This is a genomic window from Streptomyces sp. NRRL S-118 (assembly GCF_000716335.1).
In the GTDB taxonomy this organism is placed as follows: domain Bacteria; phylum Actinomycetota; class Actinomycetes; order Streptomycetales; family Streptomycetaceae; genus Streptomyces.
The window spans coordinates 5,840-18,269 of sequence record NZ_KL591043.1; the positions used below are offsets into that span (position 1 = coordinate 5,840).

At 74.8% G+C, this 12,430-nt stretch carries 5 protein-coding genes; all 5 read left to right on the top strand.

Going from position 1 to position 12,430, the window contains the following annotated elements; genetic code table 11:
- Positions 1–4,675: alpha/beta fold hydrolase (locus IH00_RS38355; RefSeq protein WP_031080605.1), on the top strand; the 4,675-nt coding region annotated here is incomplete at its 5' end.
- On the top strand, positions 4,672–6,090 hold the full coding sequence (locus IH00_RS0135735; protein WP_078888154.1) for an MFS transporter: 1,419 nt from the start codon (positions 4,672–4,674) through the stop codon (positions 6,088–6,090). The genes IH00_RS38355 and IH00_RS0135735, both read left to right, overlap by 4 nt.
- Before the next feature lie 13 nt (positions 6,091–6,103).
- Positions 6,104–7,546, top strand: a complete 1,443-nt coding sequence (locus IH00_RS39290; protein WP_052411908.1) for a cytochrome P450 — start codon at positions 6,104–6,106, stop codon at positions 7,544–7,546.
- Between the two features lie 290 nt (positions 7,547–7,836).
- On the top strand, positions 7,837–8,427 hold the full coding sequence (locus tag IH00_RS0135745) for a DUF2867 domain-containing protein (RefSeq protein WP_031080612.1): 591 nt from the start codon (positions 7,837–7,839) through the stop codon (positions 8,425–8,427).
- A 356-nt stretch (positions 8,428–8,783) separates the two neighbouring features.
- The coding region (locus IH00_RS39295) for a type I polyketide synthase (protein ID WP_158828170.1) at positions 8,784–12,430 on the top strand (3,647 nt) is incomplete at its 3' end.

Genomic DNA, 12,430 nt, shown 5'->3' on the forward strand with positions numbered 1-12,430 from the left:
CGCGCACATCATCGTCGAGGAGGCACCCGCCGGCTCCGACGCCCCGGCCTCCGAAGCTCCGGCCCCGGCCTCCGAGGCCACGGACGACGGCTCCGGGGACGCGGCGCCGGCTCCCGCGACGCCGGTGCTGCTCTCCGGGCGTACCGAAGCGGCCGTACGCGCCCAGGCCGAGCGTCTGCGGCGGCACCTTCTGGAGAACCCCGGTCTCTCCGTGCTCGACCTCGGCCACTCCCAGCTGACCACACGGGCACGACTGGAGCACCACGCGGTGCTCGTGGCCGCCGACCGCGACGAGCTGGCGAGCGAGCTGGCCGCCTTCGCCGTCGGCGACGTGACCGAGCGGACGGCCTTCGGCCGTCCCTCCACCACCGCCAAGCCGGTGTTCGTGTTCCCCGGACAGGGAGCGCAGTGGGAAGGCATGGCGGTCGAACTGCTCGACACCTCACCGGTGTTCGCCGCCGAGATCGCAGCCTGCGGCGCCGCGCTCGCCGAGTTCGTGGACTGGAGCCTGGAGGACGTCCTGCGCGGCGCCCCCGGCGCGCCGTCGCTGCAGCGCGTCGACGTGGTGCAGCCGGCGCTGTTCGCGGTGATGGTGAGCCTCGCGGCGCTGTGGCGCTCCCACGGCGTCGAGCCGTCCGCCGTGGTCGGCCACTCGCAGGGCGAGGTCGCCGCGGCCTACGTGGCGGGCGGGCTGTCGCTGCGCGACGCGGCCCGCGTCATCGCCGTGCGCAGCCGGATCGCCCGCGACCGGCTCATGGGCGCCAGCTGCCTGGCCTCGCTGGCCCTGCCGGTCGAGCAGGTCGAGGAGCTGATCGCCCCGTACGGTGACTGTGTCTCCGTGGCGGCCGTGAACGGCCCGACGGCCGTGATCGTCGCCGGTGACCTGGACGCGGTCGACGCGCTCGTGGAGCACTGCGAACGCGAGGAGATCCGGGCCAAGCGGATCCCGGCCACCTTCGCCTCGCACTCGCCGCACGTCGAGGTGGCCCGCACCGAGATGCTGGAGGCGTTCGCCCCGGTCGAGCCGCGCAGCGGGAGCGTCCCGCTGTACTCCACGGCGCTCGGCGCGTTCATCGACACCGCGGACATGGACGCCGCGTACTGGTACGCCAACCTCCGCAACCCCGTCGGCTTCGAGCCCGCCGTCCGCGCGCTCGTCGAGAACGGCGCGGGCTGCTTCCTCGAGATGTCCCCGCACCCGGTGCTGGGCGTGGCGACGGAGGAGACCGTCGCCGCGACCGGCGCCGGCCGGGTCGGCGTGGTCGGCTCGCTGCGCCGCCGGCAGGGCGGCATGAAGCGGTTCCTGCTCTCCCTCGCCGAGGCGCACATCGCCGGGGTGAAGGTCGACTGGGCCGCCTGCTTCGCCGGCTCCGGCGCCCGGCAGGTCCCGCTGCCCACCTACGCCTTCCAGCGCAAGCGGTACTGGCCGAGCGCGAGCCGGGCCACCGGCGGCGACCCGGCCGCCTCCGGCCTCGGCCGCGTCGAGCACCCGGTCCTGACGGCGGGCATGCAGCTCGCCGACCGCGACGAGTGGGTCCTCACCGGCCGCCTGTCCCACGAGTCCCAGCCCTGGCTGCGCGACCACGCCGCCTTCGGCCTGCCCGTCGCGCCCAGCACGACGCTGGTCGAGCTGGCGCTGGCCGCGGGCCGCGGCGTCGGCACGCCGCTGCTCGACGAGATGATGTTCGAGGCGCCGCTGCTGCTGGCCGACGGCGCGGCACTGCAGATCCAGGCGATCGTGGGCGCGCCCGGGGAGGACGGCCGCCGCCCGGTGACGGTCCACTCCCGCCCCGACGGCGACCAGCACGCCGGGTCGACCCGCCACTGCACGGGCTGGCTCGCACCGGACACCGAGCCCGCCGTGGGCCGGGCGGGCGCATGGCCGCCCGCCGGCGCCGAACCGGTGGCGGTGGACGGGCTGTACGCCGCGCTGGCCGGCCTCGGCCTCGACTGCGGCCCCGCCCTGCACGGCGTACGGGCGGCCTGGCGCTCCGGCGGCGAGCTGTACGCCGAGCTCGCGCTGCCGGAGGAGCTCGGCGCCGCGGACTTCGGCATCCACCCGGCCCTGTTCGAGTCCGCCCTGCACCTGGGGCAGTTGGGCTTCACCGACCAGGAGACACCCAAGCTGCCGGTCGCCTGGTCCGGGGTGCGGCTGGTCACGACCGGCACCGCCGGGGGTCGCGTCCACGTCACCTCCGACGGCGACACCCTGCGGCTGGCCGTCCACGCAGAGGACGGTTCGCTCGTGCTCGGCGTCGACCGCATCGCCTTCCACGCGGTCGATCCCGGCCACCTGGAGGAGCTGCGCCGCGGCCAGAGCTCGCTGTACCGCGTGGACTGGACGCCCGTCGAGGCCGGCCCCGCCGCACCGGTGCGGCTCGCCGCGCTGGGCGACGTCCCCGCGGGAGCTGCTGACCGCTACGCCGACCTGGCCGCTCTCGCGGCGGCCGTCGACGGCGGCGCGGCAGCCCCGCAGGCCGTGCTCACGACGGCCGGCACCCCCGCAGGGGACGGACCCGACGCCGTGCGCGCCGCCGCCGGCGACGCCTCGGCCCTGGTCCGGCGCTGGCTGGACCACGCGCCGTCCGGTGACGCCGTGCTGATCGTGGCGACCCGCCACGCGGTGGCCGTCCGGGACGAGGAGGTCCCCGACCCGGCGCAGGCCGCGGTGTGGGGCGTCCTGCGGGCCGCGCAGGCCGCGCACCCCGGCCGATTCCTCGTCGTGGACGTGGACGGGGAGGCGGGCCCGGAGTGGGGCGCGCTGATCCGGGCCGGCGAGCCGCACCTCGCCGTGCGCGGCGGGCAGTTCCTGGCACCCCGGCTGGCCCTGGTACCGGCGGGCTCCGCCGACCGGCCTGCGCCGTCCCTCTCCGGCGGCACCGTGCTGATCACCGGCGGTACGACCCCCGTGGGCGCGGCGCTGGCCGCGCACCTGGCCGCCCACCACGGCGTACGGGACCTGCTGCTGCTCGACGAGCCCGGCGCCGCCGCGGACGCCCTGGTGGCGGAACTGGCGGAACTCGGCGCCCGTACGCGCGTCGAGGCGCCCGCCCCCGACCGGCTGGACGCCGTGATCGAGTCCCTGGAGCGGCCGCTGACCGCGGTGGTCCACGCCGCGGGCGGTACCGCCGGGCTGGAGCTGGCCTGGGGGCTGCACGCACGGACCGGACAGGCCGGCCCGAGCGCCTTCGTGGTGTGCTCGTCCTTCGCCTCCCTCGGGGGCGGCGGGACCGAGGACCCGGCGGCCGACGCGGCCGTCGACGCGCTGGTACGGCGGCGCCGCGCCGCCGGACTCGCGGGGACCACGCTGGCGTGGGGCCCGTGGGCGGGCGACGCCGCCGTCCCCGGGACCGCCGGACTGTCCGTCGAGCGCGGGCTGGAGCTGTTCGACCAGGCCCTCGCCGTGGACACCGCGCTGCTGGCGCCGGTGCAGCTGGACCTGGCGGCGCTGCGGTCGCAGGCCCGGGAGCGGACCCTGCCGGCGCTGCTGCGCGGCCTGGTCCGCCTGCCCGCCGAGCGGGAGCAGGGCGGCGGTTCGCTGGCGCAGCGGCTGGCGGGCGTCTCGGACGCGGACCGCGAGCGGGTCGTACTGGACCTGGTCACGACGCACGTCGCGGCCGTCCTGGGCCACACCGCCGACGAGCTGATCGACGTCGAGCGCAAGCTCAAGGAACTGGGCATGGACTCGATGAGCGCGGTCGGGCTGCGCAACCGGCTGGCGCAGGCCACCGGGCTGCGCCTGCCCGTCTCGTTCGTCTTCGAGCACCCCACTCCGGCGGAGATCGCCCGGCAGCTGCTCAAGAGGGTCGGTTCGGGGGCCCCCGACACGGCCGCGCCCGAGCAGGCACCGGACACGATCGGGGTGCGGCTGCGCCACGCCGCCGGGACCGGCACCATGCGTGAGGCGCTGCGGCAGCTCGTGGCGGACGCGGGCGCCGGGCCGGTCTTCTCGTCGGCCGCCGAACTGCCCGACGGGAGCGGGCGCCTGGCGCAGCTGGCCTCCGGGCCGGGCCGGGTGAAGATCGTCTGCGTACCGTCCTACGTATACGTGGTCGGCTCCGGCCAGGAGCAGTTCATGCGCCTGGCCGACCACTTCGAGGGAGTGCGGGACGTCCTCGTGTGCTCGCTGCCGGGCTTCGGCACCGGACTCTCCCCGCAGTCCGGGGAGGTCGCGGTGGAGGCCCTGGAGGACGCTGTCCGCACGGCCGTCGGGGACGCCCCGTTCGTCCTCGTCGGCTACTCCATGGGCGGTGTCGTGGCCCGGTCGCTGGCCGAGCGCCTCGAGTCCTCCGGAGCCCCGCTCACCGGACTCGTCATGATCGACACGCTGGCACTCGACGGCGACGGGGACGGCGGTGACGAGGCGGGCCGTGCGTTCGCCGCCATGCTGGCGGGGATCCTCGAGCACGAGCAGCGCCCGGTGACCGTCGACGACGCCAGCTGGCTCTCCATGGGCGCCTATCTGCGCCTGTTCACCGGCCTGCGGCCGGAACCGATCGCCACCAGGACCCTCATGATCCGGGCGGCCGAACCGCTCGGCGGCGCAGCGCTGCCGAACGGCCCGCGGTGGGAGGACACCGACGACCACGTCGAGGTCGCCGCCGACCACTTCGCCCTGATCGAGGCCGCGTCCGCGGCCACGGCGGGCGCAATCGAAAGGTGGATCGAGGCATGAGCAGCGACGGGCTTCGACGAGGGATGTCCATCACGGTCATCCTCATCGGGGTGTTCATCTCCGCGGTGGACATGCTGATCGTCAACATCGCGTTCCCGAGCATGCAGGAGTCCTTCCCCTCCGCCGGCCTCACCAGCCTGTCCTGGGTGATGAGCGCCTACGCCATCACCTTCGCCGCGCTGCTGCTGCCCAGCGGCCGCTGGGCGGACCGGTCGGGGCGCAAGCGGGTCTTCCTGCTGGGCCTCGGACTGTTCACGGCCGTGTCGGCCGTGTGCGCGGCGGCGCCGTCCCTGGAGGTGCTCGTGGCCTTCCGCGCCCTCCAGGGCGTCGGCGCCGCACTGATGGCCCCCAGCTCCCTGGGACTGCTGCTCGGGCTGTTCGCCCCGGAGCGGCGGGGGATCGCCATCGGGCTGTGGACCGCGGTCGGCGGCGTCGGCTCGGCCGCCGCGCTGCCGCTGGGCGGGCTGCTGGCGGAGATCGACTGGCGCTGGGTCTTCGTCGTCAACCTGCCCCTCGGGACGGCGGCGCTGCTGATCGGCGCCTGGTCGCTGCGCAGGTCCGCGGCCGAGGGCGGTCCGGTCCCGGACCTGCTCGGCATCGCGGTGCTCGCCGCGTCCGTCGCCGCGGTCGTCGCGACGATCGCCCAGGGCCAGTCCTGGGGATGGGGCAGCCCCCAGGTCATCGGACTGTCGGCCGTCGGCGTGGTCGGCCTCGCCTACACCGTGCGCCGTGCCCTGCGGCACCCCGCGCCGGTGATCGAGCCCGCCATCCTCGCGGTCAGGAACGTGGCCCTGGGGAACGTCGCCACCGGCTTCTTCTTCATGGGCGTCGGCGCGATGGCCATGTCGACGATCCTGTTCCTGACCCAGGTCTGGGGCCACTCCACCTTGCGCGGCGCCCTGGAGATCGCGCCGGGCCCGGTGGCGGCCACCGTGTTCGCCGTACCCAGCGGCATCCTCGCCGTGCGCTACGGGGTGCATCTGGTCGGCCTGGCCGGTGCCACCGCCTTCGCGGCGGGCGGCATCTGGTGGGCCTGCGTGCTGGACGGCACCCCGGACTTCACCGGCCACTTCCTGCCCGGCTCCGTCATCGGCGGCATCGGCTTCGGCGCCATCCTGCCCGCCCTGGCCGCGGCGTCGACGCTGTCCCTGCCGCCGGAGCGCGTCGCCACCGGCACCGGCATGGCGTCCATGTCCCGCCAGATCGGCATGGCCCTCGGCGTCGCCGTGGTCGCCGCCGTCCTCGCCGGCACCCCCGACCTGTCCTCCTTCCGCGCCGCGTTCCTGATCATGGCCGGCGCCAGCCTCGTCAGCGGTCTCGCCCTGTTCGCGGTCGGCCCGGTGAGACGGCCCGCCCCGGCCGGTACGGGCGAGGACGCCCAGCAAGAACACATGACCCAAGCGGCAACGAGATAAGGAAGCAAGAAACATGGACAACTCCAGCAACGCGCACGAGGCGGCGGCCGCGTCCGGCGGCAAGTGCCCGATCGACCACTCCGCCCCCGCCGCCCGGACGGTCGTGCCGTCCTCCTCGCTGCCCATGGTGGAAATGGCACGGCTGCGGCAGGTGCTGAGCATCTGGGCCCGCCCCGAGCCCTTCCTGAAGAGCTGCCGCGCCAAGTACGGCAGCCGGTTCCGCGTGCAGATCATCCCCGGCATCCGCATCCACGTGATCTCGGCGCCGGAGGACGTGAAGAGCATGTTCCTCGCGCCCCGGGACGTCCTGCACACCGGTTCCAGCAACGGCCCCATCGAGAAGTGGACCGGCCAGAACGGCCTGGCCTGGCTGGACGAGGACGCGCACACCGCGCGGCGGCGCAGCGTCATGCCGAGCTTCCGGGGCGACGCGCTCAAGCGCATCGAGCAGGCGGTCGGCCTGCTGGCCAAGGAGACCGTCGCGTCCTGGCCCCGCAACCAGGTCGTGTCGGTCCACCCCTTCGCGCACCGCTACACCACCAAGGTGATCATGGAGGTCCTGTTCGGCGAGCACCGCCCGTCGAACGAGGACCAGATGTTCGAGGAGGTGATGAAGATGCTGGACTTCAACTCCCGCCCCGCGTCGATGACGATGTTCCACCGGATGCCGGCCTGGAGGGTGAAGCTGCTGCGCCTGCTCCGGCCCAACGGCGTCAACGAGTTCCTCACCCGCCGCGAGCGCGTCTACCGGATGGTGGACGCGGCCATCGAGGAGCGGGTGCGCTCCGGCGCGGCCGGTGACGACCTCCTCGGCGTGATGCTCGGCATCACCAACGCGGACGGCTCCAAGCCCAGCCGCATCGAGATGCGCGACGAGATCATGACGCAGTTCCTGGCGGGCACCGAGACCACCGCCGCGGCCATCTGCTGGGCGCTGGAGTTCCTCACCCAGCACCCCGAGGTGGTCCGCCGCCTGCGCGCCGAGATCGAGGAGGGCGCCGGCGACGAGTACCTGACCGCGGTGGTGCACGAGGTGCTGCGGCTCGGCCCGCCGATCCAGCAGATCGTCCCCCGCGAGGTGGTCAAGCAGGTCGAGATCGGCGGAGTGCGGTACGAGCCCGGCGACCGCCTGTGGGCCAGCGCCTACCTGCTCAACCGGGACGAGCACAACTATCCGCAGCCCGACGAGTTCCGTCCCGAGCGCTTCCTCGGCGTCAAGCCCGCCTCGCACACCTGGATCCCCTTCGGCGGCGGCCACACCCGGTGCCTCGGCGACCGCGTCGCCTTCGTGGAGATCAAGGCGACGCTGACCGAGATCCTCTCCACCTGCGACGTCGAGCGCGCCGACGCGAAGCCGGAGTACGCGCACAGCCGTACGGTCGTCAACATCCCCCGGAACGGGGCCCGCATGGTGTTCCGTCCGCGCAAGGTGAAGGCCGGACTGGCCGCGGGATGAGGCACGCCGGCGGCGCCGGGGCGCCGGCTGCGGGGAACCGGGGGACCGTCCTCGCGGCGGCGGCCCCCCCCGGTAGGTTGGTTCCGCCGCGCGTGGCCCGTTCACCTGGCGATGCCGTCGGACCGTTCCCGCGCCGAGGGACCAGCGGGGGCGGCCCGGCCCGTCAGGAGCAGGGCCCCGGGCGACCGGGGCGCCCGGGTGGGACGCAGGTCCGCTCGCGACGCACGTACTGGCGGGCACCACCGACGCGCGTGTCCCGCGCGTCCGTTCCACGGAAAATGGAGGTTTGCATGAGGCTCCCGAACACCGCGTTCACCGAGCGGCCCTGGCGGATCCACGAGTTCATCAAGGACTTCGAGATCGAGGACGTCTGGGACCTGGACACCCCGGGAGGCCCCGACGATCTGGCCCTGCTGGTCCAGCAGTTCGACAGCGACGGGGCGGACTTCAAGCCGTCGCCGATGTACAAGCTGCTGTTCGCGATCCGCTGGCGGCTCGGAGCCATCCTCAAGTGGGACGAGGAGAAGCACGGCCTCGGCCCGCGCAACCCGTCCCTGCGGGACCGGCTGCCGGACGACCTGCGCGACGGCCCCTGCGGCCCGGACCTGAAGGTGGTGCCGATGAAGTCGGTCTACCAGAGCTCCGACGAATGGGTCACCGAGGTCGTCAACAAGACCGTGCACGCGGCCATGCACATCGGCTGGGTGGACGACGGGAACGGCCGGTACCACGCCCAGATGGCCGTCCTGGTCAAGAAGAAGGGCACGCTGGGCAAGGTGTACATGCCCCTCATCCTTCCCTTCCGGCGCATCTTCGTGACGCCTTCCCTGGTCAAGGCGATCGGCCGCTCCTGGCGGACGCGGACGCGGCCGACCGCCTGAGACCGGCCGGTGCGGCCCCGCCGCACCACGGCCCGCCCCCGGCGCCTCCCGCGCCGCACCCCGCGGCCGACCTCGCACCCCGTAGCCCGCGCGGCCCCACCGCGCGGGCTACGGGCGTTCCCGGACGGCGCGACGGACGAGCCGCCCCGCGGTCGCGCACCGCACCCGAACACCCCGCGAACACACCGCCGACGGCGGCGGTACGCCGGATGACGGACGCGTACCGGCCCCGGTCCCACCGGATTCGACGGCGCCGAAGTGTATCTGCGGAGCCCGTTCACGGATCGTGCAGCCAAAGGGGTAGAAAGGGCTGGAGCTCTATGGGCGTCAATGAGTGCGGGCAAGGGTTCACCGGGGTGGGTCAGAATGCCGTCGCCGTCATCGGAATGTCGTGCCGTGTCCCGGGCGCCGAGGACGTGCGCGCCTTCTGGAAGCTGCTGAGGGAGGGCGGGGACGCGATCTCGGACGCGCCCGCCGACCGGTGGCCCACGGACATCCCCGAACTGGCGCGCCACCCCAGGGGCGGTTTCGTCGACCGCGTCGGCGACTTCGACGCCGGCTTCTTCGGCATCTCCCCGCGCGAGGCCGCGGTGATGGACCCGCGCCAGCGGATGGTGCTCGAACTGAGCTGGCAGGCGGTGGAGGACGCCTCGCTCGCACCGGAGAGCCTGCGCGGCAGCGCCACCGCCGTGTTCCTGGGCGCCACCGGTGACGACTACGCCTCCCTGGTGCACCGGCACGGCGCCGACGCGCTGTCCCACCACTCCGTCGCCGGGCTGAGCCGGGGCCTCATCGCCAACCGGGTCTCGCACCAACTGGGCCTGCACGGACCGAGCCTGACCGTGGACACCGCGCAGTCCTCCTCCCTCGTCGCCGTCCACATGGCCTGCGAGAGCCTGCGCTCGGGAGCCGCGCGCCTGGCACTGGCCGGCGGCGTCCACCTGAACCTGGTGCCGGAGAGCACCATCGCCTTCGCCCGCGCCGGGGCCCTGTCGCCCGACTGCCGCAGCCACACCTTCGACGCCCGCGCCAACGGCTTCGTCCGCGGCGAGGGCGCCGGCGTGGTGGTGCTCAAGCGCCTGGCCGACGCGGTCGCCGACGGCGACGACGTGTACTGCGTCCTGCTCGGCGGCGCCGTCAACCACGACGGCCCCGGCGCGCTGACCGTGCCCAGCGCCGAGGCGCAGAGCGCGCTGCTGCGTGCCGCGTACCGCGACGCCGGGGTGACCCCCGCGCAGGTGCGGTACGTCGAACTGCACGGCACCGGCACCCGGGCGGGCGACCCCGTCGAGGCGAGCGCCCTCGCCGAGGTCTTCGGCGAAGGCCGTGACGCCGCGCGGCCGCTGCTCGTGGGGTCGGTGAAGACCAACATCGGCCACCTCGACGCGGCCGCGGGCGTCGTCGGACTGATCAAGGCCGCCCTGTCCGTACGCCACGGAGTGCTGCCGGCGAGCCTCAACTACGAGACCCCGAACCCGGACATCCCCCTGGAGCAGTGGAAGCTGCGGGTCAACGCCACCGCCGCGCCGTGGCCCGACGGCCCCCGGCTGGCCGGCGTCAGCTCCTTCGGCATCGGCGGCACCAACTGCCACCTCGTCGTCGCCGCCCCCGAGACCCGGACCGCCCCGGAATCCGGCCCCGGCCCCGGCCCCGCACTCCCCGAGGAGGCCCCGCCCCCACCGCGGCACGGCGCCGGAGCCGCGCCCGGCACGCCCGTCCCGGTGATGGTCTCCGCCCGCACCCCGCAGGCGCTGCGGGCCCAGGCCCGGCAGCTGCACGACTGGGTGCGCGACGACACCGCGCTGCGCCCCGAGGACGTCGGCTGGTCCACCGCGACCACCAGGTCCCCGCTGAAGAGCCGGGGCGTCGTCCTCGCCGCCGACCGCGACGAACTCCTCGACGGCCTGGCCGCGCTGGCCGAGGGCAGGCCGTCGGCGCGGGCGGTCACCGGCACCGCCGCCGAGGGCGGCCGCGTCGTCTGGGTCTTCTCCGGCCAGGGCGCGCACTGGACCGGCATGGCCCGCGGCCTGTGGCGGACGAACGAGGTGTTCGCCGCCCGCATGGAGGAGTGCGAGGCCCTGCTCCAGCAGTACGCCGGCTGGTCGCTGCGCGAGGTGCTCGGCGACGAGGACGCCCTCACGCGCATGGACGTCGTCCAGCCCGCGCTGTTCGCCGTCATGGTCTCCCTGGCCGAGGTGTGGCGCTCGACCGGCCTGGAGCCGGACGCGGTCATCGGCCACTCCCAGGGCGAGATCGCCGCCGCGACCGCCGCCGGCATCCTCTCCCTCGCCGACGGCGTGCGGCTGATCGTCGCCCGCGCGCGGATCATCACCGAGAAGCTCTCCGGACGCGGCCTGATGGCCGTCCTGGACCTGCCGGCCGACCAGGTCGACCGGTCCCGCGTCGCGGTCGCCGCGGTCAACTCGCCCGGCACCGTGGTGATCTCCGGCGACCCCGACGGCGTCCGCGCCGCCGTCGCCGACTGCCGGGCCCGGGACATCCGCGCCCGGATCGTCCCCGTCGACTACGCCTCCCACTGCGACCACGTGGAGTCCATCCGGGACGAGGTGCTCGCCGGTGTGGCGGGCGCCCCCACCACCGACACCGGGGTGGCGTTCTACTCCACCGTCGTCGCCGGCCGGGTCGACCCGGCCACCCTGGACGCCGAGTACTGGTACCGCAACCTGCGCGAGCCGGTGCGCTTCGCCGCCACCGTGGAGGCGCTGGCCGCCGACGGCTACGGCGTGTTCGTCGAGGTCAGCCCGCACCCTGTGCTGACGATGCACATCGCGGGCACGGTCGGCTCCGCCGTCGTGCAGCCCACGCTGCGCCGCAACGAGGACGAGACGCACCGCCTGCTGCTGTCCATGGCCGAACTCCACACCCGGGGCGTCGACCTGGACTGGCGCAGCTGCTACCCCGGCGCCCGGCGCGTACCGCTGCCCCCCTACGCCTTCCAGCGCGAGACCCACTGGATCGACGGGACCGCCGCCACCGCCACGCCCGTCACGCGGCCGGCCCCCGCCGCCGGCGCCACCGCGCCCGAGGCCGCGCCCGCCGCCGGCGGGATGTCCGAGCAGGACCTGTGGACGCTGGTCCGCGGTGAGGCGGCGGTGCTGCTCGGGCACACCGACACCACGCGGATCGGAGCGGACAACACCTTCAAGGAGCTCGGCTTCGACTCCGTGACCGCGGTGCAGCTGCGGGACCGGCTCAACGCCGCGACCGGTCTGGAGACGCCCGCCTCGCTGGTCTACGACCACCCGACCCCCGCCGCCGTGGTGCGCCACCTGCGCGAGCGGTTCACCGGGGAGCCGGACGGGGAGCACCCCGGTGCGGAAACCGGCACCGCCCCCGCGGGCGACGAGCCGATCGCGATCGTCGGCATGAGCTGCCGGCTGCCCGGCGGCGTCACCACCCCCGAGGACCTGTGGCGGCTCGTCGCCGACGGAGCCGACGCGATCACCGGGTTCCCCGAGGACCGCGGCTGGCAGGTCGGCACCGACGCGGACTTCGTCCCCGCCGGCGGCTTCCTGGACGGCGCGGCCGACTTCGACGCGGGCTTCTTCCGGATCAGCCCGCGCGAGGCCCTCGCCATGGACCCGCAGCAGCGCCTCGCCCTCGAGGCCGTCTGGGAGGCACTGGAGAGCGCCGGCCAGGACCCGGCCCGGCTGCGCCGCAGCAGCACCGCGGTGTTCATGGGCGCCATGGCCCAGGACTACCTGCCGCGCCTGCAGGACGTCTCGGGCAACCTCGCCGGCCACGCCCTGACCGGCGGCTCCGGCAGCGTCGTGTCCGGCCGGATCGCCTACTCCCTCGGGCTGGAGGGACCGGCCGTCACCGTCGACACCGCCTGCTCCTCCTCCCTGGTCGCCGTCCACCTGGCCGCCCAGTCGCTGCGCTCCGGCGACTGCTCCCTCGCCCTGGCGGGCGGCGTCACCGTGATGTCCACCCCGGGCATGTTCGTCGAGTTCGCCCGGCAGGGCGGACTGGCCGCCGACGG

What these genes read in the sequence shown, in the direction of transcription:
- IH00_RS0135735 (WP_078888154.1), top strand. Translation starts at nt 4,672, where the DNA reads ATGAGCAGCGACGGGCTTCGACGAGGGATGTCCATCACGGTCATCCTC.
- IH00_RS39290 (WP_052411908.1), top strand. Translation starts at nt 6,104, where the DNA reads ATGGACAACTCCAGCAACGCGCACGAGGCGGCGGCCGCGTCCGGCGGC.
- IH00_RS0135745 (WP_031080612.1), top strand. Translation starts at nt 7,837, where the DNA reads ATGAGGCTCCCGAACACCGCGTTCACCGAGCGGCCCTGGCGGATCCAC.